This is a genomic window from Pseudomonas lijiangensis, from assembly GCF_018968705.1.
In the GTDB taxonomy this organism is placed as follows: domain Bacteria; phylum Pseudomonadota; class Gammaproteobacteria; order Pseudomonadales; family Pseudomonadaceae; genus Aquipseudomonas; species Aquipseudomonas lijiangensis.
This window is the reverse complement of record NZ_CP076668.1, coordinates 5,527,138-5,550,957: the sequence shown is the minus strand read 5'-3', so window position 1 is coordinate 5,550,957 and position 23,820 is coordinate 5,527,138. Positions and strand designations below refer to the sequence as shown.

Sequence of the window (23,820 nt, the reverse complement as noted above, 5' to 3'; positions counted from 1 at the left end):
CCCCGATCCCACAAAAGGAAGGCATACCATGACTATCAAAGCGATTAACGTGCGCAACCAGTTCAAAGGCACCATCAAGGAAATCGTCCAGGGTGACGTGCTGTCCGAAATCGACGTGCAGACCGCTTCCGGTATCGTGACGTCGGTCATCACCACCCGCTCGGTAAAAGAGCTGGAACTGGCCGTGGGCAGCGAAGTGATTGCATTCGTGAAGTCCACCGAGGTGTCGATCGCCAAGCTGTGATCTTCAATAACACCCGACCCCGGACGGTGCAGACCCTCCGGGGTTTTTTACATCCCGATCAAAGAGGCTGGGGGCGTTTCGGCAGGAAGGGCGGCAGGTACAGGCCCAGATAGGCGTCGAACACCCGCATGCCTTCTTCGGCCATGCGCGGGGTGATCTCGTCGTGCAGTTGCACCGAGCGTGCGTAGACCCGGTCGCCCAGTTCCATCGCCAGTGCGAATACGTCCACATCGTCCGGCAGTGTCGGCACCGGGAAATGGCGGTTGAAGACCTCAAGCATCAGGTGGCCCAGCTCGATGTCGTGCTGGCGGTCGGCCTGATTGATCTCGGTCAGGCCGTGCTGGGCAAGGATCAACTGACGTGCCGCGGCATCGGCGTTGTAGATGCTCAACATGCGCAGCTCTACCAGACGTGACAGGTCGCGCCAGTCCTTGAGCTGGTCATGATCGATGGGCGCTTGCAGCGACGCCCGGAAGGCCCCGTGAATGTCCGCCGTCAGGGCTTCAAGCAGTGCCGGAACGCTGGCGAAGAAGTGATAGACCGAAGAAGGCGGTATTTCTGCGCGCTCGGCCACGCTGTAGATCGACAGGCTGGCCACTCCTTCGGCTGCGAGCAGGGTGCGTGCAGCCTCGAGAATCGAATCGATTCGGGCCTGGCTGCGTGCTCGGGGTTTGCGAGGAGGGGTGGTGCGGGTCATGGGGTGATCTCAGGGGATGGCGTTGCAGTGGCATTGTACAGTGGGGGCTGTTTCAAGGTCTTCGCGAATAAATGCGCGCCTTCAGTGAAAAGTCCTGAGGGAGCGAATTTATTCGCGAATAAAAACAAAAACGCCGCACAACCCGAAGGCCTGCGGCGCTTTGTGCAGCGGCCCTGATCAGACCGTATGCAGGTACCAGTTGTACTCGAGGTCGGAGATGGAGTGTTCGAACTCTTCCAGCTCGCTCTCTTTACAGGCCACGAAGATATCGATGTATTTCGGATCGATGTACTTGGCCATGACTTCGCTGTCGTCCAGCTCGCGCAGTGCGTCGCGCAGGTTGTTCGGCAGGCTTTGCTCGTGCTGCTCGTAGGAGTTGCCTTCCACTGGGGCGCCCGGTTCGATCTTGTTGGTCAGGCCGTGATGCACGCCTGCCAGCACTGAAGCCATCAACAGATACGGGTTGGCATCGGCGCCGGCCACGCGGTGTTCGATACGCACGGCATCAGGCGAACCGGTTGGTACGCGCAGTGCAACGGTGCGGTTGTCCAGACCCCAGGTCGGAGAGTTGGGGACGTAGAACTGGGCACCGAACCGGCGATACGAGTTGACGTTCGGGCAAAGGAACGCCATCTGGGCCGGCAGGGTCTCGAGCACACCGCCGATCGCATGACGTAATGCGGCGTTCTGCTCGGGATCCTCGCTGGTGAAGATGTTCTTGCCATCGCGATCCAGGATCGAGATGTGGACGTGCAGACCATTACCCGCCTGACCCGGATAGGGCTTGGCCATGAAGGTCGTGTCCATTTCGTGGTCGTAGGCGATGTTCTTGATCAGACGCTTGAGCAGAACGGCGTAATCGCAGGCCCTGATCGGATCGGCCACGTGGTGCAGGTTCACCTCGAACTGGGCCGGGGCGCTTTCCTTGACGATGGCGTCTGCCGGAATGCCTTGCTCTTTCGCACCTTCCAGAATGTCCTGGAGGCAGTCGACATATTCGTCGAGATCGTCGATCAGGTAGACCTGTGTCGAGTGCGGGCGCTTGCCCGAGATCGGCGAGCGTGGCGGTTGCGGGCGGCCGTTCACGTTCTCCTGGTCGATCAGGTAGAACTCCAGCTCGAATGCCGCGCAGATGGTCAGGCCCATGTCATCGAACTTGCTCACTACCTGACGCAGCACTTCACGCGGGTCGGCGAAGAAGGGCTCGCCTTCGAGTTCGTGCATGGTCATCAGCAGTTGTGCCGTAGGGCGCTTCTGCCAGGGCTCGTTGCACAGGGTATCGGGGATTGGATAACAGATCCGGTCGGCGTCGCCGATATCCAGGCCCAGACCGGTGCTTTCCACCGTGGAGCCATTGATATCCAGGGCAAATAGAGAGGCAGGCAGGTTGATGCCCTTCTCGTAAACCTTGTGGAGGCTGGTGCGTTCTATGCGTTTGCCACGCACCACACCATTCATATCTGCAATCAGAAGGTCAACGTACAGAACCTCAGGATGTTCCTTAAGGAACGCGTTCGCTTCGTTGAGCTGAACGGCACGCGGGGGTACCGACATGATGCAACACCTTTGTTGTTAAAAATATCAATCATCGAGCATTACGGGTTTCAGTCAATCCGAAAGCCATGATGAAGTCAATAGAGCCATTTGTTGCCCTAAAACTGCGCCATACAGCCTTTTTTGCCGCTATTTGGGGCGCGTATTCCTTGTTTCGAGCAGCGCTGAGCCGGGATCGGGAGGGCTCGTATTCTATTTTTATCGGGGCGTTGTATAAAAAAATGAACAAGGCTAAGCTCGATTGCAGCCCACAGAGCAATAAAACCGGGGTTTCAATGCCTTGCCTTCCCTTGATCGACTCCATTCCCGGCGCAGGACAGAGCGGTCATCATGCCCGCTCCATCAATGTCTTCAACGGCCTGCCGTCGAATCCTGCAAGACTCTGTGTGCGACCCGACAGCAGTGCCATGAGTTCCAGCCATACTGGACATCGGCTCTGCGCTACAGCAACTTTTCATATCGAACAGTATCACTATAGCGGCATGACAGGCGTTACAGATGCTGCTCATGTCTGCAAACAGGCAGATGCCACCTTACCGCTTATTCGTGCCTGCCGAAACGAGTTGTACAACGTGACGCCGATGCGTCGGAAAAACGCCTGATCGCGATCAGGACACGACAACCCCTGAGGTATTTATGAGTACCAACCTCGACCAGCTCACCGATTGGTTGAAAGAACACAAGATCACCGAAGTCGAATGCATGATGTCCGACCTCACCGGGATCACCCGCGGCAAGATCTCGCCGACCAACAAGTTCATTGCCGAAAAGGGCATGCGTCTGCCTGAAAGCGTGCTGCTGCAGACGGTGACCGGCGACTATGTAGAAGACGACATCTACTACGAACTGCTGGACCCGGCCGACATCGACATGATCTGCCGCCCCGACCAGAACGCGGTGTATCTGGTGCCCTGGGCCATCGAGCCCACTGCGCAGGTCATTCATGACACCTACGACAAGCAGGGCAACCCCATCGAGCTGTCGCCGCGCAATGTCCTGAAGAAAGTCCTCAAGCTCTATGCCGATCAGGGCTGGCAACCGATTGTTGCGCCGGAGATGGAGTTCTACCTGACCAAGCGCAGCGATGACCCGGATTATCCCTTGCAGCCGCCTGTCGGTCGCTCCGGGCGCCCTGAAACCGGGCGTCAGTCGTTCTCCATCGAAGCCGCCAATGAATTCGACCCGCTGTTTGAAGATGTCTACGACTGGTGCGAGTTGCAGAACCTGGATCTGGACACCCTGATCCACGAAGACGGCACGGCGCAGATGGAAATCAACTTCCGTCATGGCGATGCCCTGTCCCTGGCCGACCAGATCCTGGTGTTCAAGCGCACCATGCGCGAAGCCGCGCTCAAGCATGACGTGGCCGCCACCTTCATGGCCAAGCCGATGACCGGCGAGCCGGGCAGTGCGATGCACCTGCACCAGAGCATCATCGACATCAAGACCGGCAAAAACATCTTTTCCAATGATGACGGGACCATGAGCCAGTTGTTTCTGAACCACGTCGGTGGTCTTCAGAAGCTTATCCCCGAGCTGTTGCCGCTGTTTGCGCCCAACGTCAACTCGTTCCGCCGCTTCCTGCCGGATACCTCGGCACCGGTGAACGTGGAGTGGGGCGAAGAGAACCGTACTGTCGGCCTGCGTGTGCCGGATGCCGTGCCGCAGAACCGCCGCGTCGAAAACCGTCTGCCCGGCGCCGATGCCAACCCTTATCTGGCCATTGCCGCCAGCCTGCTGTGTGGTTTCATCGGCATGGTCGAAGGGCTCAACCCGAGTGCGCCGGTGGTCGGGCGCGGCTACGAGCGCCGAAACCTGCGTCTGCCGCTGACCATCGAGGATGCGCTGGAGCGGATGGAAAACAGCAAGACCATCGAGAAGTACCTGGGCAAGAAGTTCATCGTCGGCTACGTGGCGGTCAAGCGTGCCGAGCACGAGAACTTCAAGCGTGTGATCAGTTCGTGGGAGCGGGAATTCCTGCTCTTCGCCGTTTGAGTCATGCAGGTGCCGCCGGTCATGCGCGGCGCCTTGCCAACCGAATTCAGATAACAGGAAGCGCTGCATGAGTGCCAACAACCCTCAAACCCTCGAATGGCAAGCCTTGAGCAGCGAGCACCACCTGGCACCGTTCAGCGATTACAAGCAATTGAAGGATAAAGGCCCGCGCATCATCACCCGCGCCGAAGGCGTTTATCTGTGGGACAGCGAAGGCAACAGGATTCTGGATGGCATGTCCGGCCTGTGGTGCGTCGCCATCGGCTATGGTCGTGAAGAGCTGGTCGAAGCGGCCAGCAAACAGATGCGTGAGCTGCCTTATTACAACCTGTTCTTCCAGACCGCCCATCCTCCGGCGCTGGAACTGGCGAAAGCCATTTCCGAGATCACCCCCGAAGGCATGAATCATGTGTTCTTTACCGGCTCAGGCTCCGAAGGCAACGACACCATGTTGCGCATGGTCCGTCATTACTGGGCGATCAAGGGCCAGCCGAACAAGAAAACCATCATCAGCCGGGTCAATGGCTATCACGGCTCCACCGTTGCCGGTGCCAGCCTGGGTGGCATGACCTATATGCACGAGCAGGGCGATCTGCCGATCCCCGGTGTGGTGCACATTCCCCAGCCATACTGGTTTGGTGAAGGTGGCGACATGACGCCTGACGAGTTCGGTGTCTGGGCTGCCGAGCAACTGGAAAGCAAGATTCTCGAACTGGGCGTGGAAAACGTCGGTGCATTCATTGCCGAGCCGATCCAGGGCGCGGGCGGTGTGATCGTGCCGCCTGATACCTACTGGCCGAAGATCAAGGAAATCCTGGCCAGATACGACATCCTGTTCGTCGCCGATGAGGTGATTTGTGGCTTCGGGCGTACCAGTGAGTGGTTCGGTAGCGATTTCTACGGCCTCAAGCCTGACATGATGACCATCGCCAAGGGCCTGACCTCCGGTTATGTGCCCATGGGCGGCCTTGTGGTGCGTGATGAAATCGTTGCAGTGCTCAACGAGGGTGGCGATTTCAACCATGGTTTCACCTATTCCGGGCATCCTGTGGCGGCTGCGGTGGCGCTGGAAAACATCCGTATCCTGCGCGAAGAAAAGGTCGTCGAAAGGGTTCAGGCGCAAACGGCACCATATTTGCAAAAGCGTCTGCGCGAGTTGAGCGATCATCCGCTGGTGGGAGAGGTCCGTGGTGTCGGTCTGCTGGGTGCAATCGAGCTGGTGAAAGACAAGGCCACTCGCGAGCGGCATGTCGGCAAGGGCGCAGGGATGATTTGTCGAACCTTCTGCTTCGATAATGGCCTGATCATGCGGGCTGTAGGCGATACCATGATTATCGCGCCGCCGCTGGTCATCAGTTTTGCGCAAATCGATGAGTTGATCGAGAAGGCGCGAAAGTGCCTGGATCTGACCCTGGCAGCACTGTAGGAGCGGATTTATCCGCGAAGGCTATACATTTTCTTCGGATGAACCGGCCTTTCGCGAATGAATTCGCTCCCACTGGAGTTCCTTGCGTGATGAAAGTCGGCTTGAAAGCTCGAACCGGAACTTGCCAGACTAATGGCTAGAAGCCGCTAATCTAACGGTCAGTGATAAAACATTGGAGCTGTACGCATGAAAAAATTTGGCAAGACCCTTCTCGCCTTGTCCCTCATGGGCGTGGTGGCCGCAACTGCGCAGGCCGATGACAAAGTGCTGCACGTCTATAACTGGTCCGATTACATCGCACCGGATACCGTTGCCAAGTTCGAGAAAGAGTCTGGCATCAAGGTTGTCTACGACGTTTTCGACAGCAACGAAACGCTGGAAGCCAAGCTGCTGGCGGGCAAATCCGGCTATGACATCGTTGTGCCGTCCAACAATTTCCTGGCCAAGCAGATCAAGGCTGGCGTCTATCAGGAACTGGACAAGTCCAAGCTGCCCAACTACGGCAACCTGAACAAGGACCTGCTCAAGGCCGTTTCGGTCAGCGACCCTGGCAACAAGCACGCCTTCCCGTACATGTGGGGTTCGATCGGCATCGGCTTCAACCCCGAGAAGGTCAAGGCCGCTCTGGGTGCCGACGCGCCAGTCAATTCCTGGGACCTGCTGTTCAAGCCTGAAAACGCAGCCAAGCTGAAGTCCTGCGGTATCAGCTTCCTCGATTCGCCGACCGAAATGCTGCCAATCGCGCTGCATTACCTGGGTTACCCGACGGACTCCCAGGACAAGAAGCAACTGGCCGAAGCCGAGGCGCTGTTCCTGAAGATTCGTCCTTCGATTGCCTACTTCCACTCGTCCAAGTACATCTCCGACCTGGCCAACGGAAACATCTGCGTAGCGGTGGGCTACTCGGGTGATATCTACCAGGCCAAGGCGCGCGCCGAAGAGGCGGGTGGGAAGGTCAAGGTCAGCTACAACATTCCGAAAGAAGGTGCTGGCAGCTTCTTTGACATGGTCGCCATTCCCAAGGATGCCGAGAACGTCGAAGGTGCCTACAAGTTCATGACCTTCCTGATGAAGCCGGAAATCATGGCCGAGATCACCGACGAAGTACGCTTCCCGAACGGTAACGCGGCGGCGACTCCTTTGGTCAACAAGGAAATCACCAGCGATCCGGGCGTTTACCCGCCAGCCGATGTACAGGCCAAGCTGTATGCCATCGCTGACTTGCCTGCTGCGACCCAGCGGATCATGACCCGCAGCTGGACCAAGATCAAATCGGGCAAATAATCGCCTTGCGGTGGGAGCGAATTCATTCGCGAAGCTCTTTTCATTAAATGCAATTGCGGCGTCTGAACAAGAGCTTTCGCGGATGAATCCGCTCCTACAAGGGTGTGTCATATAAAGTTCTTTGCGATTCGCAGCCATCAACGGTAAGTTGCCGACCCGTTTTTCAGCTCACCGACACGGGCACCAGACCCCCATACTGAAAGGATTGTTCAAGTGTCTATTTCTTTATTGGCCAGATCGATGCTCGCCGTTGCAGCGCTGACCACTGTTGCCAGTGTTCAGGCCGAGTCCACCGTACACATCTACAACTGGTCCGATTACATCGGCAAGACCACCCTGGCAGATTTTGAAACCACCACCGGCATCAAGCCGATGTACGACGTATTCGATTCCAACGAGACCCTGGAAGCCAAGCTGCTGGCCGGGCGTACCGGTTACGACGTGGTCGTGCCGTCCAATCATTTCCTGGGCAAGCAGATCAAGGCCGGAGCGTTCCAGAAGCTCGACAAGTCGCTGCTGCCCAACTACAAGAACCTCGACCCGGCTCTGCTCAAGCGTCTGGAGAAAAACGATCCGGGCAACCAGTACGCCGTGCCTTATCTGTGGGGCACCAACGGCATCGGTTATAACGTCGAGAAGGTAAAGGCGGTTCTGGGTGTCGACCGGATCGATTCCTGGTCCGTGCTGTTCGAGCCCGAGAACATCAAGAAGCTCTCCAGTTGCGGCGTGGCGTTCCTCGATTCGGCGGATGAAATGATTCCGGCCATGCTCAACTATCTGGGCCTGGACCCCAACAGCACCAAGGAAGCCGACTACAAGAAGGCTGAGGCCAAGCTGCTGGCGGTACGTCCTTACGTGACCTATTTCCATTCCTCCAAATACATTACCGATCTGGCCAACGGCGACATCTGCGTTGCTGCCGGCTTTTCGGGCGATGTGTTCCAGGCCCGCGACCGCGCAGAAGAAGCGGGCAAGGGCGTGAAGATTGCCTATTCCATTCCCAAGGAAGGCGGCAACCTCTGGTTCGACATGCTGGCTATCCCGGCTGACGCCAAAAACGTCAAGCAAGCCAGCGCCTTCATCAACTATCTGCTTGATCCTGCGGTGATCGCCAAAGTCAGTGATGAAGTCGGTTATGCCAACCCCACCCCGGCGTCCGGTGATCTCATGGATCAGGACATCCGCACCGATGAAGCGGTCTACCCGCCTCAGGAAGTACTGGACAGATTGTTCGTGAATAGTGAGTTGCCACCCAAGGTGCAACGTCTGATGACCCGCAGCTGGACCAAGGTCAAGTCGGGGAAATAAAAAATCCAGCGCCCGGCCGAATGGGTCGGGCTGCCTATTGTTGGGGAGTTTCACCCATGCCAGTTGCCTCCGGCGCCTACAAAAAAGCCATCGAAGGCGGTCAGCAACCCAAAGAGGTTCTGGTCAGGATCGATCGGGTCACGAAAAAATTCGACGAGACGGTTGCCGTGGACGATGTGTCCCTGCAGATCAACAAGGGCGAAATCTTCGCCCTGCTCGGCGGTTCCGGGTCCGGCAAGTCCACATTGCTGCGCATGCTTGCCGGCTTCGAGCGCCCGACCGAGGGCCGCATCTTTCTGGATGGCGTCGATATCACCGACATGCCGCCCTACGAACGCCCGATCAACATGATGTTCCAGTCCTATGCACTGTTCCCGCACATGACCGTGGCCGACAACATCGCCTTCGGTCTCAAGCAGGACAAGCTGCCCAAGGACGAAATCGACGCCCGTGTGGCCGAGATGCTCAAGCTGGTACACATGACCCAGTATGCCAAGCGCAAGCCGCATCAGTTGTCCGGTGGCCAGCGTCAGCGCGTGGCCCTGGCCCGTTCCCTGGCCAAGAAACCCAAGCTTCTGCTGCTCGACGAGCCCATGGGCGCACTGGACAAGAAACTGCGCTCGCAGATGCAACTGGAGCTGGTGGAAATCATCGAGCGCGTGGGTGTGACCTGCGTGATGGTGACCCACGACCAGGAAGAGGCCATGACCATGGCCGCCCGCATCGCGATCATGCACCTGGGCTGGATCGCCCAGATCGGCAGCCCTATCGATATCTATGAAACGCCTACCAGCCGACTGGTCTGCGAGTTCATCGGCAGCGTCAACCTGTTCGAGGGCGAGGTGATCGAGGACATGGAAGGCTATGCGCTGATCCAGAGCCCTGACCTTGAGCGCCACATCTATGTCGGTCACGGCGTGAGCACGTCGGTGGAAGACAAGCGCATCACGTATGCACTGCGGCCGGAAAAGCTCCTGATCACCACCGAGCAGCCGACCTTCGAGCACAACTGGTCCCGTGGCAAGGTGCATGACATTGCCTATCTGGGCGGCCACTCGGTGTTTTACGTCCAGTTGCCCGGCGGCAAGGTGGTGCAGTCCTTCGTCGCCAACGCCGAGCGCCAGGGCGCCCGACCAACCTGGGACGATGAAGTCTACGTGTGGTGGGAAGACGACAGCGGCGTGGTACTGCGCTCATGAAAATCCGCAAGATCAAACGTGCACTCCAGCGAATCACGCCCAATGGCCGGCAACTGGTCATTGGCGCGCCGTTTCTCTGGCTGTTCCTGTTCTTCGCCTTGCCGTTCCTGATCGTTCTCAAGATCAGCTTCGCCGAGGCGGATGTGGCGATTCCGCCCTATACCGAAATATTCAGCTATGCCGAAGACAAGCTGCAGCTGGTCCTTAATCTGGCCAACTACACGCTGCTGACGGGTGACGAGCTATACATCTCGGCCTATCTGGGCTCGCTGAAGATGGCGTTTTTCAGCACCTTGCTGTGTCTGCTGATCGGCTATCCCATGGCCTACGCCATCGCCAACGCCCGCAAGGACATGCAGACCGTGCTGTTGCTGCTGATCATGATGCCGACCTGGACGGCAATCCTGATCCGCGTCTACGCCTGGATGGGTATTCTCAGCAACAACGGGCTGCTCAATGCATTCCTGATGTGGCTGGGCCTGATCGACGAGCCGCTGCAGATCCTCAATACCAACCTGGCGGTCTACATCGGCGTGGTCTACTCCTATCTGCCGTTCATGATCCTGCCGCTGTACGCCAACCTGGTTAAACATGACCAGAGCCTGCTGGAAGCCGCATCGGACCTTGGTTCGAGCACCTTCAACAGCTTCTGGAAAATCACTGTGCCGCTCTCCAAGAACGGCGTGATTGCCGGCTGCATGCTGGTGTTTATCCCGGTGGTGGGCGAGTTCGTGATCCCCGAACTGCTGGGTGGCCCGGAAACCCTGATGATCGGTCGGGTCCTGTGGCAAGAATTCTTCAACAACCGTGACTGGCCGGTTGCCTCGGCGCTGGCGGTCATCATGCTGCTGGTATTGATCGTGCCCATCATTCTGTTCAACCGCAGTCAGGCCAAAGAACTGGAGGGCAAGGTATGAACCGCTTCCGTTTCTCGAACCTTGTATTGGTCCTGGGCCTGCTGTTCATCTATGCGCCGATGGTCATTCTGGTCATCTACTCGTTCAACGACTCCAAGCTGGTCACCGTCTGGGGTGGCTGGTCGGTGAAGTGGTATGTCGGCCTGCTGGACAACACCCAACTGATGGGCTCGGTGTGGCGCTCGCTGGAAATCGCTTTCTACACGGCGATTGCTGCGGTTGCCCTGGGTACCATGGCGGCTTTCGTCCTGACCCGCATCTCGCGCTTCAAGGGCCGTACCTTCTTCGGCGGGCTGGTCACGGCGCCGCTGGTGATGCCGGAAGTGATCACCGGTCTGTCGCTGTTGCTGCTGTTCGTGGCCATGGCGCAGTTGATCGGCTGGCCCCAGGAGCGTGGCATCGTCACCATCTGGATCGCCCACACCACCTTCTGCGCGGCCTACGTCGCGGTGGTCGTGTCGTCACGCCTGCGTGAGCTGGACCTGTCCATCGAAGAAGCGGCCATGGACCTGGGTGCCCGGCCGTGGAAGGTGTTTTTCCTCATCACCATCCCGATGATCGCGCCCTCGCTGGCCGCGGGCGGCATGATGTCCTTTGCCCTGTCGCTGGACGATCTGGTTCTGGCCAGTTTCGTGTCCGGGCCGGGTTCGACGACCTTGCCAATGGAAGTGTTCTCTGCCGTGCGTCTGGGCGTGAAGCCCGAGATCAACGCGGTGGCGAGCCTGATCCTGCTAGCGGTTTCGCTGGTGACCTTCCTGGTCTGGTACTTCACCCGCCGTGCTGAAGAGCGCCGCAAGCGCTCGATCCAGCAGGCCATCGAAGAAAGCGCAGCCGATACCTACAAGCCGCGCACTGCCTGACAGGCGGTGTGGGAGCGGATTCATCCGCGAAGAGGCCCTTGAGCCCATTCGCGAATGAATTCGCTCCAACAGAGTCTGGGCGGGTTATTTCCCCGGCACCAGCTCCAGCAATCCTTCCGTATGCTCGTCCACATCCTTCTCGCTGAAGCGTTGCGGCACATACTCGCCATTGATGAACGCCTTGGCCTGATCCGAATAATGCCGGTCGAACGGCACGCCGCTTTGCCCGACGGGGTTGATGCCCAGGCTGTGGGCCGGGTCGGCGAAGTCGATCAGGCGACGGGTCGATGGGCCGTAGTTGACCGGCCATGGCGCCGTTCGCAGGCGTGAGGACAGGTTGTTGGGCACTTCATGACTGCCCGGCGCAGCGAAAGGGCCGACATTGAAGATGTGATTCAACGGCTTTTGCGAACCCAGCGGGTGACCATGGGTCAGGGTATGCACCTTGCCCCACGTCCAGCCATCCGGGTTGTTGCCGTACATGGATTTCAGATGGGAAACACTGGCACGCCAGGCGACCTTGACGGTGTTGGCGCGGCTCTCGGTATGGGGCGAGTTGCGGTTGTTCCACCAGGGTGAATCCGCATCGGCCGCCAGACGGGGCAGGGCAGCATCCAGCACGCGGGAGGTGGTCAGGGTTTCAAAGAAACCGTCACCCAGTTCGTCATGGAAGGTTTCTTCCGTCAGGTCGAACAGGAACTGGCTGAACAGAGTCGCGCCTACCGAATCCAGCGGATAGTCGCCTTTCCACTGCGCCAGACGCTCCACCAGCGCCAGTTCATCCGGTTCGGTAATCACGCTGCGCAATACCGGAATCAGTGGCGTCAGGATGCTTTGGGCGTAGTCGGTGCGGGTGCCCAGTTGCAGCGCCTTGCTGTTCTCCAGGTCCCACTTGATTGCCGGGTCGCTCAGTTGCCTGTTCAGGTATTGCCCGCGGTCAGCGGGGTTGTAGTAGCCCGGAATCTGCATGCCGGTCGGGGACAGCGGCTGGAAGTTGGCCGAGATGATATAGCCGCGAGCCGGGTTTTCTTCCTGCGGGTTGGCGCTGAACGGGTAGAAGCCCAGCTTGTCGGCCTGCGCCGTGCTGCCATCCAGAATGTAAGCGGGGTTGACCCCTTCTGGCCGGATCGGCAATTGCGCGGCGGCCCACCAGCCGATATCGCCCTGATGGTTGGCCCAGACGATATTCAGGCCCGGCGACTGGATCTTCTCGGCGGCATTGCGCATCTTTTCCAGGGTGTTGGCGCGGTTGGCTTCGTAGAAACCGTCGAGCACCGGGTTTTCCGACACCAGGAACGACCACCACATGGCAATCGGAGCCTTGCCCCCGTTCTTGCCCACCACGTCGTTGACGATCGGGCCGTGTGGCGACTGGCGCAGTGTCAGGGTCACATCGGGCTGACCCTTGACCTTGATCTGTTGCTCGCTGCTGGTCATGTCCACCCATTTGCCCTGATACCAGACCTGGTTCGGGTTTTCGGGGTTGGTCTTCTCGGCGATCAGGTCCACATCGTCGTTCTGGAACATGGTCAGGCTCCAGCCGAAATCCATGTTGTGCCCCAGGAAGGCAAACGGGTTGAGGGCCTGATAATGGCCGTACAGCTCGAAGCCCGGTGCGCTGAGCTGCGCTTCGTACCATACCGACGGCACGGAAAAGCTGATGTGCGGGTCGCCCGCCAGCAAGGGTTTGCCGCTTTGGGTGCGGCTGCCGGAAACGGCCCAGGCATTGCTGCCCTCAAACTGTGGCAGACCTGCGGCGGCAACCGCTTCGTGACTCAGTTGCGCCAGGGTGTTGAGGTCTTTCCAGTCATCGCTGGCCAGGGCGGGTTTCTGGTCGAGCATGCCTTGAGGATGCCAGTCCAGATCGAACACTTTCAGGTACTGTGGGCCAAGCTGGTCGCGCACATAGGTCAGCAACGGTTCGGTGCGAAAGGCCGCGGCAAAGCTGTAGGCCAGATAGCCGCCGATACTCAGGGTGTCCTCAGCCGTGAAAGGGCGTTTGGGGATGCCCAGCACATCGAACTCCATCGGCCTTGCATGAGTGTCCTGATACTGGTTGATGCCATCCAGATAGGCCTGCAGCGCTTTCCAGGTCGGGGTGCTCGGGTTCTGGCGGGCGACGTAGGCATCGGCGTGTTCGCGGATGCGCAGGCTGCGGAACATTTTGTCGGTTCCGATCAGGTTCGGCCCGAGGATTTCAGCCAGCTCGCCACGCGCCAGACGGCGCAGCATCTCCATCTGGAACAGACGGTCCTGGGCATGCACGTAACCGAGTGCGCGGTACATGTCCGCTTCGTTCCCGGCCCGGATATGCGGCACGCCGCGCTCGTCGTAGCGCACGCTGACCGGCGCCTGGAGGTTCGACATGACGATCTCGCCGTCGCGCACGGGCTGTTTGCTATGGATATACCAGCCAGCGCCTGCGGCAAGCAGCGCGATGAGGAGGGCGAGAATGGCAAGGATGCGTTTCATTGAACTTCCCTATGAAAGGCTCGGGCAGGGGGCATGCAAGGCTACAGGAGTGGATGGTTTTCGCGAATAAATTCGCTTGTATGGTAGAGCTTGAAGGGGTGGTGGGACGAACAATTCGCATCTGACTGCAGCCACAGTACAGACCGTGGGAGACCTCGCCTCACCCCTTCCACCAAAAGCGCCGATAAAGAATGCTTCGTTCAAGCGACGATAGAAACAAGCCTGCGCCTCTGGGTGAACCCCCTCAAGCCGTAAAACCTTAGCGTGGAGAAGTGCCCATGGCAATGCGCGTTTCGCAGTCAATCGTGGGCGTGGATGTTGCCAAGATTGAACTCGTTACCTATCAGGCAGACCTGGATCTGCTCACCTCGATAGCCAATGAAAAGCCCGCCATAAAGCGCTGGCTCAAAACGTTGCCGAGGCCCACTGCCATTGCTGTTGAGGCGACCAATATTTATCACGTCGATCTGGTCGAGCTGGCTTACGAGTCTGGTTTTGACGTCTACATCATCGACGGTTTTCAACTGAGCAATTACCGTAAAGGCATTGGTGGTCGTAGCAAAACGGACGCTTCCGATGCTCGGCTTCTGGCCCGTTTTCTGAAAAACGAAGGCGAAGATCTACGCCCCTGGACCCCGCCTCCAGCCGTCTATGGCAAGCTGCAAAGCCTTCTGCGCCGCAGGGCTTCGCTGGTTCAGGCCAAAACTAGCCTGACCCAGAGCTGGGCCAATGACGCCAGTTTGAAAGCCGCCTTCGCAGCTTTCCTCAAGTCCATCGAGCGGCTGGACCTGTTGATCCAGAAGAAGCTCAAGGAGGTCTTGCGCGAAGCCGGCCTGCTGGAGCAAGTCGCCCGATGCCAAGCTGTCGAAGGCATCGGTTTTCTGACCGCGACCGCTCTGGTCATGGCTTACAGCCGAGGCGACTTCACGAGTAGCGATTCATACATCGCCTTTTTGGGCATGGACCTGAGGGTGACTGACTCAGGCCAAAAAAATGGCCGCCGATCCCTGACCAAGCGAGGTTGCTCGGAGATCCGCCGATTGCTGCACAACGCCGCCATGTCCGCGAGCCGATCAAGTGCCTGGAAAGAGTTTTACGACCATCATCGCAGCCGTGGAAAAGCGACCACACAAGTGCTCGTCATGCTCGCTCGTAAACTCGCTCGGGTGGCATTCGCCCTGATGAAGAATCAGAGCGAATATCAAACCAAAGGGTGGGTTATGGCTTGATCACAACCATAGAATCTCCCACACGGCTATTTATTGTGGGAGCGAATTTATTCGCGAACAGGCCACAACAATCTGCCTACGACAGGAAAAACGGATGAGCGCCCGGGATATTTATTGCCAGGCGCAGTAACAACCCACCGCCATGGTGTTTATGGTGTTCACGCTGCGCCCGTCGAGCAGGGCATTCAGGATCGGCTCGATAAAGCTGTTACCGGAGTTGCAGGTCAGGCCTTCGCTGTAAGGCCCGAAATACGCGAGCTTGCCGTCGCGATCCCAGATGGCGACGGCAGGGCTGGCGCTGATCTTTTCGGCACCTGGAAGCGTTTCCAGGGTTTTGATCGTATCGGGCGCTGGTGACGAATGATCGGTCGTGCCGGGTTTCTGCACCACATAGAAGTCGACACCTTTGTCGCCACCAAAGCGCTCGATCAGTTCGCTCAGATGCTGCTGGTTGCCGACATTGCACGGGCAGGCCGGGTCCTTGAAATGCACCAGACGAATCCTGCCCGGGCCAGCCAGTTCTGCCGGCAGGCGCAGGTCATCGCCGCTGAACAGGGCGGTCTGATCACTAAAGGGGCGCAGGTAGCGATGCTGAAACCAGTCATGGGCCATCCACAATCCAGCCGCACAGATCAGGACGAACAGGCAGGCAAACAGGTTGCGGCGGTGTGGGGCTTTCATGACAGACGTTTCTATTTAAGGTGGCGTAGCTTGCCACGCCCGAACAGACAGATGAATATCGCTACACTGTCTTTTCAAGGTCCTGTCGGAATCTGGAAGCCTTATGTCTGCAACGTTTGACCCTGATCAATTACGCGCCACGCTGTCACCGCTGCGCGAGATCGAATCGCTCTCTCTGGATGGGCAGATCTATCAGCGTTTCTATGGCCTGGGCGGGCTGGGTGGCGAGCATGTCATCCGCAGTTGGCTCGGGCGCCTGGATGTGGGTGGCTACGAGATTGTCGGGCAGGTCTGGCTGCCCGAGCAGCCTGTGGGAACCCTGTTTCTGTTCCATGGTTTCTATGACCACATGGGCCTGTATCGCTACGTGATCGAGTGGGCGCTGGCGCAAGGGTTTGCAGTGATTTCCTGCGACCTGCCGGGGCACGGGCTGTCCAGCGGCAGCCGGGCGAGCATCAATGACTTCTCCGAGTATCAGGCCGTGCTGCAGCGTCTGCTGCTGGAAGCCGAGGCCCTGAACCTGCCGCATCCCTGGCATCTGTGCGGACAAAGCACCGGTGGCGCAATCGTGATCGATCACCTGCTTCATCAGGGCAACGACAGCCCGGTGCAGGGCAAGGCCATTCTCTTGTCGCCGCTGGTCCGGCCACGTGCCTGGGGCTGGTCAAAACTCAGTTATTACATGCTCAAGCCGTTTGTGGACGGCATTGCCCGACGGTTTTCCGAGAACACCAACGCTCCGGCTTTCCTGCCGTTTCTGCTGGCCGATCCCTTGCAGCCGCGTCGCTTGCCGACCGCCTGGGTAGGCGCTTTATCGCGCTGGATCGTGCAGATTGAACGTGCGCCGCGCAGTACCCGCAGCCCGCTGATCATTCAGGGCGATGCGGACATGACCGTTGACTGGGACCACAACCTGACCGTACTCAGGAGCAAGTTCAGCGAGCCGCAAATCCTCATGCTCGGCAAGGCGCGGCATCACCTGGCCAATGAGGTGCCGGAGTTCCGGACGCAGTATTTCGAGTTTCTGAAAGGGCACATGAACTGACCCGCCTCGAGCGAGGCGGGTTATTACAGGCCTTGGGACAGGCTGGAAGTGCTTTGACCGACGGCAAGTCCGGCACGGATCGCGGCAAGGGCTGCCTGATAATAAGCCTTGCCTTCCGGTGACTCGGCGAAGCTTGAGAACTCTTCCAGCTCAGGGTCTGACAGGTCGCGGTAGACGTACAGCAGCGTGTTGTTGAGGTCCGCGCTGATCTGCGCCATCAGGCGTTCGCGCTGTCCTTCGAGCATCCCTTGAGCCTGACCGCCGCCCAGAAGGCCGGGAATCATCTGGCTCAGGCTGTCGGCTGCCACACCGGCAATGGCGAGGCTGACTTCTGCGCCAGCCTGCTTGGCGGGCAGTGCCTGCGCCAGATGGCCGATCAGCAACTGGCGGGTGGCGTCGGCTTCCATCTGCGGCAGGCCCTGGGCGTGCTTGGCCAACTGGTCGGAGCGGGTGGCCGTCAGCTCTGCATTGACGATCTTGCGGCCCAGCGGGGACTGGAAGAATTTCAGTGCAGGTGCCGGGTCCTTGAGGCTTTCACGCAGGCGCTTTTCTGCGCGCTGGTCCATGGCCTGCGGTGCAAAACGCTGGTTGCTGTTATTGACCAGGGCCTGAAAGACCGCTGGCGGCAGGTTGTCGCGGTAGCGTTGCTGGGCAGCCTTGAGTGCATCGTTGAAATGCGCACGCTGCTCTGTCCAGCCGGCGGCCTTGTACAACTGATCGTAACCGTCTGCCCAGACAGGCAAGGCGCAGAACATCAACAGCAAAACAAACAAACGACGCATTCGGGACTCCTGTCGGCAGGTCGCTATTCTCGGGGTGTTGACGGGGATTTGTCGAGTTATGACTGCCCTTGCTGCATGAAAACACCCGCACATGACCGTGCTGTATACACACCTCTGTCGAATTCAGGGGCTTATGGATACTATGCACGCCATGCGCATATCTCCCGATCACCCCCTCCTGCTTCGAATCGTCGACGACCTGGCCGCCAATGGCTGGTCGCAGCAGAATATATTCCTGCCCGAAGGTCTGACCCGCGAACTGGCACAAGAGTGCCATCGACGTGCCGCCGAGGGTGAGCTTGAGCCTGCCGGTGTGGGGCGCGGGCTTGCGCAGGAGGTGCGCGAGGGTATTCGCGGCGATCATATCCAATGGCTTGAAGCCGGGCAGGCCGAGTGCAGCGACCGTTATCTGGAGTTGATGGACAGCTTGCGCCTGGCCCTCAACCGCGGTCTGTTCCTGGGGCTGGAAGATTATGAAAGCCACTTCGCCCTTTACCCGCCAGGTGCGTTTTACCTCAAGCATGTGGACCGCTTTCGCGATGACGACAAGCGCATGGTGTCGGCGGTGCTTTATCTGAATCAGGCCTGGCTGCCCGAGCATGGCGGGCAGTTGCGCATGTACCTGAAGGGGGACGTGACCTATGACGTCCAGCCTACGGGCGGCTGTCTGGTGGTGTTTCTGTCCGGGGATATTCCCCATGAAGTGCTGCCTGCCACCCGCGACCGGCTTTCCCTGACCGGCTGGTTCAGGCGTCGTGGCAACGAGCTGTTGATCTAAGGCCGACCGGCTTCATGAAATCTGTGTCATGAACCCCGTTCTCCGGGGTAGAGGTCTATCGTAAAGGACTGTGCTGAACCGAAGACCATGGGTTCAGGTCCGATAGGTAGTCTCACAAACGTGCGGAGAGATCATGACATCCCTATTTTCCAGAACTGCCCTCGCTGGTCTGTTGCTGGCAACCTCGACCCTGATTCATGCGGCCGATACCCCGCGTACCGCTTCGCCTCAGGGCGCAGAAGCGTACATCATCTCGCCCAAGGACGGAGAAACCGTGACGTCGCCGTTCAAGGTGCAGTTTGGTCTCAAGGGAATGGGCGTTGCACCGGCAGGGGTCGATATCCCTGAAACCGGCCATCATCATTTGCTGATCGATGTGAAGGATGAGCCCGCAGCGAATGTTCCGCTACCGACCACTGACAATATTCGCCATTTCGGCAAGGGGCAGACCGAAACCATGCTGAGCCTGCCACCGGGCAGCCACACCCTCCAGTTGCTGGTGGGCGACAAGTCGCATATTCCGCTGAATCCGACGGTCGAGTCGAAGAAGATCACGATCAATGTGAAATAAATAAGAGAGGGCTCACAAAACTCGTGGGAGCGGATTTATCCGCGAATTGCTTCGCGAATAAATTCGTTCCCGCCGGGAAGGGCCGCTATCAGAACAGAACGCGGCTACGGATGGTGCCTTTGACCTGTTGCAGCTTCTCTTGCGCCAGGTCCGAGTACTCGGCGTCTACGTCGATAACCACGTAGCCGACTTTCTCGTTGGTCTGCAGGAACTGGCCGGAGATGTTGATGCCGTTTTCGGCAAACACCTTGTTGATTTCGCTCAGCACGCCCGGAATGTTCTCGTGGATGTGCAGCAGGCGGTGCTTGCCAGGGTGAGCAGGCAAGGCCACTTCCGGGAAGTTGACCGAGGAAACCGACGTACCGTTGTCGCTGTACTTGACCAGCTTTTCTGCAACTTCCAGACCGATGTTGGCCTGGGCTTCGGCAGTGGAACCACCGATGTGCGGGGTCAGGATCACGTTGTCCAGGCCGCGCAGCGGGCTTTCGAAGATGTCGTCGTTGGAGCGAGGCTCCACCGGGAACACGTCGATGGCCGCGCCGATCAGGTGCTTGTCCTTGATCGCGTCTGCCAGGGCATCCAGTTCGACCACGGTGCCGCGAGCGGCGTTGATCAGGATGCTGCCCTTTTTCATGGCGCGGATTTCTTTCTCGCCGATCATCCACTGGGTTTCAGCGGTTTCCGGAACGTGCAGGGTCACGATGTCGGACATGCCCAGCAGCTCGTTCAGGCTGGCAACCTGAGTGGCGTTGCCCAGCGGCAGCTTGGTCAGGGTGTCGTAGAAGTAGACCTGCATGCCCAGGCCTTCAGCCAGAACCGACAGCTGAGTACCGATCGAGCCGTAGCCGATGATGCCCAGTTTCTTGCCACGGATCTCGAAGGAGTTGGCCGCGCTCTTGATCCAGCCGCCACGGTGGCAGGAAGCGTTCTTCTCGGGGATGCCGCGCAACAGCAGGATAGCCTCGGCCAGAACCAGCTCGGCAACGGAGCGGGTGTTGGAGTAAGGGGCGTTGAACACTGCAATGCCGCGCTCACGGGCTGCGTCCAGGTCGACCTGGTTGGTGCCGATGCAGAAGCAGCCGACCGCAACCAGTTTCTTGGCGCTGTCGAACAGTTCTTCTGTCAGTTGGGTACGCGAGCGGATACCGATGAAATGGGCGTCGGCAATCTTTTCCTTGAGCTCGGCTTCCGGCAGAGACTTGGTGTGGTACTCGATGCTGGTGTAGCCGGCGGCCTTCAGGACGTCAACGGCGGATTGGTGGACGCCTTCGAGAAGAAGGAACTTGATCTTGCTCTTGTCGAGGGAAGTCTTGCTCATCTGCGTAAACCTGTGTCCCGGAGAAAAATGGCAGGAGGGGGCCGGATCGGCCATGGGCACGATTCGCGGGGGGCGTATGCTAGCATATGCACCCCGCGAAACCCCATTCCCGAACGTGAACCGTTCTCAGGATGCCCATGAATTGTTCGAGAGTTGCGTCCATGACCAATCCCGCTTTGATTGATGAGCTCAAGACCCTGGTCGAACCAGGCAAGGTACTGACCGACGCCGGTTCGCTTGAGGCTTACGGCAAGGACTGGACCAAGCAATTCACCCCCGCCCCCACGGCCATCGTGTTTCCCAAGACCATCGAGCAGGTCCAGGCCATCGTGCGCTGGGCCAACGAGCGTCTGGTGGCGCTGGTGCCTTCGGGCGGACGGACCGGGCTTTCCGCCGCCGCAGTGGCGGCCAATGGCGAAGTGGTGGTTTCGTTCGACTACATGAACCGGATTCTGGAACTCAACCTCACCGAGCGCACGGCCGTCTGTCAGCCCGGTGTGATTACCCGGCAGTTGCAGGCAGCGGCGCAAGAGAGCGGGCTGTATTACCCGGTGGACTTCGCTTCTTCGGGTTCCAGCCAGATTGGCGGCAATATCGGCACCAATGCCGGCGGAATCAAGGTCATTCGCTACGGAATGACTCGAAACTGGGTCGCGGGCCTCAAGGTCGTCACCGGCAAGGGCGACCTGCTGGAGCTGAACAAGGACCTGATCAAGAACGCCACCGGCTACGACATGCGCCAGCTGTTCATCGGCGCCGAAGGCACGCTGGGCTTTGTGGTCGAGGCCACCATGCGCCTGGATCGTGCGCCCCGCAATCTCACCGCCATGGTGCTGGGCACTGCTGACTTCAATTCGATCATGCCTGTGCTGCACGCCTTTCACGGCAAGCTGGACCTGACGGCATTCGAGTTCTTCTCCGACAAGTCGTTTGCCCGGGTCATGGCCCGTGGCGACGTGCCTTCGCCATTCGACACGCCTTGCCCGTTTTATGTGCTGCTGGAATTCGAGGCGACCACCGAAGACGTGGCCAACGATGCCCTGGCGCTCTTCGAGCATTGTGTCGAGCAGGGTTGGGTGCTCGATGGCGTGATGAGCCAGAGCGAGCAGCAGTTGCAGAACCTGTGGAAGCTGCGCGAATACATTTCCGAAACCATCTCCCACTTCACGCCCTACAAGAACGATATTTCGGTCACCGTTTCAAAGGTGCCGGCCTTTCTGGGCGAGATCGATGCCATCGTTGCCGAGCACTATCCTGACTTCGAAGTGCTCTGGTACGGCCATATCGGCGATGGCAACCTGCACCTGAACATCCTCAAGCCCGAGAATCTGGACAAGGAAGAGTTCTTCCGGACCTGCGCCAAGGTCAACAAGTGGGTGTTCGAGACGGTGGAGAAATACAACGGCTCGATTTCCGCCGAGCACGGTGTGGGGATGACCAAACGCGACTATCTGACGTACAGTCGCTCACCTGCCGAAATCGAATACATGAAAGCGCTGAAGGCGGTCTTCGACCCTAACGGCATCATGAACCCGGGCAAGATATTTGCTGTTTGATCAGCCGACATACCTTATTCAACGAAGCCAGAATTATCAGACCCAGGAGACGTCATGAGCTACCAGCACAAATATGTCGATGGAACGAACATCCACTTCCCGCTGGGCAAGGTGGTCTGTATCGGTCGTAACTATGCAGAGCACGCCAAGGAGCTGGGCAACCCGGTTCCGACCGAGCCTTTGCTGTTCATGAAGCCCGGCAGTTCCGTGGTCGCTCTGGAAGGCGGCTTCAGCATTCCGGCAGACCGTGGTTCTGTGCATTACGAAGCCGAAATCGTCGTACTGATCGGCAAGCCGCTGAGCAAGAATCCTTCCCGTGAAGAAGTGCTCGACGCCATCAGCGGTTTCGCTCCGGGCCTGGACCTGACCTTGCGTGACGTGCAGTCGCGTCTGCGCGAGAAAGGCCTGCCATGGGAACTGGCCAAGTGCTTCGACGGCGCTGCGGTCATCGCACCTTTCGTGCCGGCTGAAACCTATCCGGACCTGACCGATATCGGCATTCGTCTGACCATCAACGGCAAGGTCGTGCAGGACGGCAACAGCAGCCTGATGCTCAACCCCATCGTGCCAATGATCCAGCACATGGCCGCCAACTTCTCCCTGCAGGCCGGTGACATCATCATGACTGGCACCCCCGCAGGCGTTGGCCCGTTCGAGGCCGGTGACGAGATCGTGCTGGAGCTGACCGGTCAGAACCGCTTCGAAAGCGTTGTTCGTTAAACACCCGGTTGCTGCTGTTGAAAAACGCCTGAGATGACCTCTCGGGCGTTTTTTTTGGCTCTGTCGGCGGTGTCCCTGTCGCCAGCACGCTGCCTCCCACAGTCACCGAACTGACTCGGCAGCACAATTAGCGTTTTTTTCACACTTGATCTGGATAATCCGGCTGCCTCTCACTCGATGCTCTACGTCATATCTGCTCAGGAACTCTTGAATGGCCAGGCTCCCCGCGTCTCGAAATCCCCGTTTCCGTCTGTTGGGCATGCGTTGGTATGCCTGGTTGCTGCTGGTTCTGGTCATGGGCTACGTCCTGGCGTTTGTGATGCATTGGGATGATCGTGCGGTGCTGTGGGTCAAGGAAGGTTTCGAGGACAAGGCATCCCGCCGCGCCAGCATCTGGCTCCCGGACTACAAAGTGGAGATCGACGCCAGGCTGCTGCCCGGCATGGAGAAGGATGAGGCTTCCGACCTGACCTACAGCCCGGTGACCAAGACGCTGTTCTCGGTCATGGGCAAGAATCCGTTCCTGGTGGAGCTGACCCTCAAGGGCGATGTGCTGCGCAAGATTCCTCTGGTGGGCTGGAGCAACCCCGAAGGTGTGGCGGTTCTGAACGACGGCCTGATCGGGATTACCGACGAGCGCCAGCATATGCTGAGCATCGTCAAGGTGACGGCAGAAACCACGACCCTGAACATGGCCGATTTCCCGCAATACGATCTCGGCCCTTCGAAAAACAAAAACAAAGGGTTCGAAGGCATTGCCTGGGACCCGACTCGTCAGCAGATCTTGCTGGGCGAAGAACGTCCGCCAGCACTGTTCACCTGGAAGAGTGATGGCAGCGATGTCCTGAAAGGCGAGAAACAGAGAGTCGCCAATGTTTCGCTGGACGCGCGCAACCTATCTTCCCTGAGTGTCGACCCGCGTACCGGGCATACGCTGGTGCTGTCTGCCGATTCGCACTTGCTGCTGGAAGTGGACGAAAGCGGTCAGCAAGTCAGTTTCATGACCCTGCTGGGCGGCATGAACGGTCTGAAGGACACCATTCCTCGCGCTGAAGGTGTTGCGCTGGATGATGAGGGAAATCTGTACATGGTCAGTGAGCCGAACCTGTTCTACGTATTTCGTAAACATTGAGCCCCGCAATGTCATTGCGCTATTAAGCAAAGATTCAGATTCACGTGATATC

Annotated in this window: 22 protein-coding genes; 16 read left to right on the top strand and 6 right to left on the bottom strand. The window is 58.7% G+C overall.

Translation table 11 applies throughout. From position 1 onward, the window contains the following. Nucleotides 1–28: 28 nt before the first annotated feature. Nucleotides 29–244, top strand: coding sequence for a TOBE domain-containing protein (locus tag KQP88_RS23700; RefSeq protein ID WP_025262382.1), 216 nt, complete (start codon nucleotides 29–31; stop codon nucleotides 242–244). 58 nt (nucleotides 245–302) lie between these two features. Here the strand turns inward: KQP88_RS23700 and KQP88_RS23695 are convergent, their stop codons facing one another. Continuing rightward, entirely contained in the window at nucleotides 303–941 is a 639-nt protein-coding gene (locus tag KQP88_RS23695) for a TetR/AcrR family transcriptional regulator (protein ID WP_216704335.1), read from the bottom strand. A 177-nt stretch (nucleotides 942–1,118) separates the two neighbouring features. Then, nucleotides 1,119–2,495: a glutamine synthetase family protein gene (locus KQP88_RS23690; RefSeq protein ID WP_200993777.1), complete on the bottom strand. Its 1,377-nt coding sequence runs from the start codon at nucleotides 2,493–2,495 to the stop codon at nucleotides 1,119–1,121. Between the two features lie 68 nt (nucleotides 2,496–2,563). Between KQP88_RS23690 and KQP88_RS23685 the strand changes: the two genes are divergently transcribed. From KQP88_RS23685 to KQP88_RS23650, 8 genes are all read left to right on the top strand, one after another. Then, nucleotides 2,564–3,097: a hypothetical protein gene (locus KQP88_RS23685; RefSeq protein WP_200993776.1), complete on the top strand. Its 534-nt coding sequence runs from the start codon at nucleotides 2,564–2,566 to the stop codon at nucleotides 3,095–3,097. A gap of 34 nt (nucleotides 3,098–3,131) precedes the next feature. Beyond that, nucleotides 3,132–4,490: a glutamine synthetase family protein gene (locus KQP88_RS23680; RefSeq protein WP_095068673.1), complete on the top strand. Its 1,359-nt coding sequence runs from the start codon at nucleotides 3,132–3,134 to the stop codon at nucleotides 4,488–4,490. Between the two features lie 67 nt (nucleotides 4,491–4,557). Then, nucleotides 4,558–5,916 (top strand): aspartate aminotransferase family protein, encoded by a 1,359-nt coding sequence (locus KQP88_RS23675; protein ID WP_216704334.1) that lies wholly within the window; start codon nucleotides 4,558–4,560, stop codon nucleotides 5,914–5,916. Nucleotides 5,917–6,102: 186 nt separating this feature from the next. Continuing rightward, the gene (locus KQP88_RS23670; protein WP_198727804.1) at nucleotides 6,103–7,200 is read left to right on the top strand and encodes a polyamine ABC transporter substrate-binding protein; all 1,098 of its coding nucleotides are present in this window, start codon (nucleotides 6,103–6,105) and stop codon (nucleotides 7,198–7,200) included. A gap of 240 nt (nucleotides 7,201–7,440) precedes the next feature. Then, nucleotides 7,441–8,508 carry a polyamine ABC transporter substrate-binding protein gene (locus KQP88_RS23665; RefSeq protein WP_232924612.1) on the top strand — a complete coding sequence of 356 codons (1,068 nt, stop codon included), beginning with the start codon at nucleotides 7,441–7,443 and terminating at the stop codon, nucleotides 8,506–8,508. A 56-nt stretch (nucleotides 8,509–8,564) separates the two neighbouring features. Continuing rightward, nucleotides 8,565–9,707, top strand: coding sequence for a polyamine ABC transporter ATP-binding protein (potA, locus tag KQP88_RS23660; protein WP_216704333.1), 1,143 nt, complete (start codon nucleotides 8,565–8,567; stop codon nucleotides 9,705–9,707). Then, a complete protein-coding gene (locus KQP88_RS23655; protein WP_200986502.1) occupies nucleotides 9,704–10,624 on the top strand; it encodes an ABC transporter permease subunit in 921 nt (306 codons plus the stop codon). The genes potA and KQP88_RS23655 overlap by 4 nt, the downstream gene beginning before the upstream one ends. Next, the gene (locus KQP88_RS23650) at nucleotides 10,621–11,484 is read left to right on the top strand and encodes an ABC transporter permease subunit (protein WP_200986501.1); all 864 of its coding nucleotides are present in this window, start codon (nucleotides 10,621–10,623) and stop codon (nucleotides 11,482–11,484) included. The genes KQP88_RS23655 and KQP88_RS23650 overlap by 4 nt, the downstream gene beginning before the upstream one ends. Nucleotides 11,485–11,568: 84 nt before the next feature. On the opposite strand, the gene KQP88_RS23645 is transcribed toward KQP88_RS23650, so the two are convergent. Beyond that, nucleotides 11,569–13,956, bottom strand: coding sequence for a penicillin acylase family protein (locus KQP88_RS23645; RefSeq protein ID WP_216704332.1), 2,388 nt, complete (start codon nucleotides 13,954–13,956; stop codon nucleotides 11,569–11,571). 278 nt (nucleotides 13,957–14,234) lie between these two features. On the opposite strand from KQP88_RS23645, the gene KQP88_RS23640 reads away from it, so the two are divergent. Next, complete coding sequence (locus tag KQP88_RS23640; RefSeq protein WP_216703476.1) at nucleotides 14,235–15,185, top strand: IS110 family transposase; 951 nt, start codon at nucleotides 14,235–14,237, stop codon at nucleotides 15,183–15,185. Nucleotides 15,186–15,296: 111 nt separating this feature from the next. Here KQP88_RS23640 and KQP88_RS23635 read toward each other — a convergent pair whose 3' ends face one another. Further along, the gene (locus KQP88_RS23635; RefSeq protein WP_216704331.1) at nucleotides 15,297–15,866 is read right to left on the bottom strand and encodes a DUF6436 domain-containing protein; all 570 of its coding nucleotides are present in this window, start codon (nucleotides 15,864–15,866) and stop codon (nucleotides 15,297–15,299) included. 103 nt (nucleotides 15,867–15,969) lie between these two features. Between KQP88_RS23635 and KQP88_RS23630 the strand changes: the two genes are divergently transcribed. Beyond that, nucleotides 15,970–16,911 (top strand): phospholipase BipL, encoded by a 942-nt coding sequence (locus KQP88_RS23630; RefSeq protein WP_200993772.1) that lies wholly within the window; start codon nucleotides 15,970–15,972, stop codon nucleotides 16,909–16,911. Nucleotides 16,912–16,934: 23 nt separating this feature from the next. On the opposite strand, the gene KQP88_RS23625 is transcribed toward KQP88_RS23630, so the two are convergent. After that, nucleotides 16,935–17,693 carry a DUF2059 domain-containing protein gene (locus tag KQP88_RS23625; RefSeq protein WP_200993771.1) on the bottom strand — a complete coding sequence of 253 codons (759 nt, stop codon included), beginning with the start codon at nucleotides 17,691–17,693 and terminating at the stop codon, nucleotides 16,935–16,937. Nucleotides 17,694–17,835: 142 nt separating this feature from the next. Here KQP88_RS23625 and KQP88_RS23620 point away from each other — a divergent pair, with 142 nt between their 5' ends. Continuing rightward, the gene (locus KQP88_RS23620; RefSeq protein WP_216706035.1) at nucleotides 17,836–18,471 is read left to right on the top strand and encodes a 2OG-Fe(II) oxygenase; all 636 of its coding nucleotides are present in this window, start codon (nucleotides 17,836–17,838) and stop codon (nucleotides 18,469–18,471) included. A gap of 133 nt (nucleotides 18,472–18,604) precedes the next feature. Beyond that, nucleotides 18,605–19,042 carry a DUF4399 domain-containing protein gene (locus KQP88_RS23615; RefSeq protein WP_216704330.1) on the top strand — a complete coding sequence of 146 codons (438 nt, stop codon included), beginning with the start codon at nucleotides 18,605–18,607 and terminating at the stop codon, nucleotides 19,040–19,042. 88 nt (nucleotides 19,043–19,130) lie between these two features. Here KQP88_RS23615 and serA read toward each other — a convergent pair whose 3' ends face one another. Continuing rightward, nucleotides 19,131–20,360 carry a phosphoglycerate dehydrogenase gene (gene serA, locus KQP88_RS23610; protein ID WP_216704329.1) on the bottom strand — a complete coding sequence of 410 codons (1,230 nt, stop codon included), beginning with the start codon at nucleotides 20,358–20,360 and terminating at the stop codon, nucleotides 19,131–19,133. A 161-nt stretch (nucleotides 20,361–20,521) separates the two neighbouring features. Here serA and KQP88_RS23605 point away from each other — a divergent pair, with 161 nt between their 5' ends. The 3 genes from KQP88_RS23605 (at nucleotide 20,522) to KQP88_RS23595 (ending at nucleotide 23,768) form a co-directional block, all read left to right on the top strand. Further along, entirely contained in the window at nucleotides 20,522–21,916 is a 1,395-nt protein-coding gene (locus KQP88_RS23605) for an FAD-binding oxidoreductase (RefSeq protein ID WP_216704328.1), read from the top strand. Nucleotides 21,917–21,970: 54 nt separating this feature from the next. Then, nucleotides 21,971–22,636 carry a fumarylacetoacetate hydrolase family protein gene (locus KQP88_RS23600; protein WP_025262363.1) on the top strand — a complete coding sequence of 222 codons (666 nt, stop codon included), beginning with the start codon at nucleotides 21,971–21,973 and terminating at the stop codon, nucleotides 22,634–22,636. A 211-nt stretch (nucleotides 22,637–22,847) separates the two neighbouring features. Continuing rightward, a complete protein-coding gene (locus tag KQP88_RS23595) occupies nucleotides 22,848–23,768 on the top strand; it encodes an SdiA-regulated domain-containing protein (protein ID WP_216704327.1) in 921 nt (306 codons plus the stop codon). The last annotated feature ends 52 nt before the right edge of the window (nucleotides 23,769–23,820 follow it).

Excerpts from the sequence above, each read along its gene's own strand:
- KQP88_RS23600 (WP_025262363.1), top strand. The coding sequence starts at position 21,971 with ATGAGCTACCAGCACAAATATGTCGATGGAACGAACATCCACTTCCCG.
- KQP88_RS23615 (WP_216704330.1), top strand. The coding sequence starts at position 18,605 with ATGACATCCCTATTTTCCAGAACTGCCCTCGCTGGTCTGTTGCTGGCA.
- KQP88_RS23695 (WP_216704335.1), bottom strand. The coding sequence starts at position 941 with ATGACCCGCACCACCCCTCCTCGCAAACCCCGAGCACGCAGCCAGGCC.
- KQP88_RS23630 (WP_200993772.1), top strand. The coding sequence starts at position 15,970 with ATGTCTGCAACGTTTGACCCTGATCAATTACGCGCCACGCTGTCACCG.
- KQP88_RS23655 (WP_200986502.1), top strand. The coding sequence starts at position 9,704 with ATGAAAATCCGCAAGATCAAACGTGCACTCCAGCGAATCACGCCCAAT.
- KQP88_RS23645 (WP_216704332.1), bottom strand. The coding sequence starts at position 13,956 with ATGAAACGCATCCTTGCCATTCTCGCCCTCCTCATCGCGCTGCTTGCC.
- KQP88_RS23620 (WP_216706035.1), top strand. The coding sequence starts at position 17,836 with ATGCACGCCATGCGCATATCTCCCGATCACCCCCTCCTGCTTCGAATC.
- KQP88_RS23685 (WP_200993776.1), top strand. The coding sequence starts at position 2,564 with ATGATGAAGTCAATAGAGCCATTTGTTGCCCTAAAACTGCGCCATACA.
- KQP88_RS23675 (WP_216704334.1), top strand. The coding sequence starts at position 4,558 with ATGAGTGCCAACAACCCTCAAACCCTCGAATGGCAAGCCTTGAGCAGC.
- KQP88_RS23650 (WP_200986501.1), top strand. The coding sequence starts at position 10,621 with ATGAACCGCTTCCGTTTCTCGAACCTTGTATTGGTCCTGGGCCTGCTG.
- KQP88_RS23680 (WP_095068673.1), top strand. The coding sequence starts at position 3,132 with ATGAGTACCAACCTCGACCAGCTCACCGATTGGTTGAAAGAACACAAG.
- KQP88_RS23605 (WP_216704328.1), top strand. The coding sequence starts at position 20,522 with ATGACCAATCCCGCTTTGATTGATGAGCTCAAGACCCTGGTCGAACCA.
- serA (WP_216704329.1), bottom strand. The coding sequence starts at position 20,360 with ATGAGCAAGACTTCCCTCGACAAGAGCAAGATCAAGTTCCTTCTTCTC.
- KQP88_RS23700 (WP_025262382.1), top strand. The coding sequence starts at position 29 with ATGACTATCAAAGCGATTAACGTGCGCAACCAGTTCAAAGGCACCATC.
- KQP88_RS23595 (WP_216704327.1), top strand. The coding sequence starts at position 22,848 with ATGGCCAGGCTCCCCGCGTCTCGAAATCCCCGTTTCCGTCTGTTGGGC.
- KQP88_RS23670 (WP_198727804.1), top strand. The coding sequence starts at position 6,103 with ATGAAAAAATTTGGCAAGACCCTTCTCGCCTTGTCCCTCATGGGCGTG.
- potA (WP_216704333.1), top strand. The coding sequence starts at position 8,565 with ATGCCAGTTGCCTCCGGCGCCTACAAAAAAGCCATCGAAGGCGGTCAG.
- KQP88_RS23690 (WP_200993777.1), bottom strand. The coding sequence starts at position 2,495 with ATGTCGGTACCCCCGCGTGCCGTTCAGCTCAACGAAGCGAACGCGTTC.
- KQP88_RS23635 (WP_216704331.1), bottom strand. The coding sequence starts at position 15,866 with ATGAAAGCCCCACACCGCCGCAACCTGTTTGCCTGCCTGTTCGTCCTG.
- KQP88_RS23625 (WP_200993771.1), bottom strand. The coding sequence starts at position 17,693 with ATGCGTCGTTTGTTTGTTTTGCTGTTGATGTTCTGCGCCTTGCCTGTC.
- KQP88_RS23640 (WP_216703476.1), top strand. The coding sequence starts at position 14,235 with ATGGCAATGCGCGTTTCGCAGTCAATCGTGGGCGTGGATGTTGCCAAG.
- KQP88_RS23665 (WP_232924612.1), top strand. The coding sequence starts at position 7,441 with ATGCTCGCCGTTGCAGCGCTGACCACTGTTGCCAGTGTTCAGGCCGAG.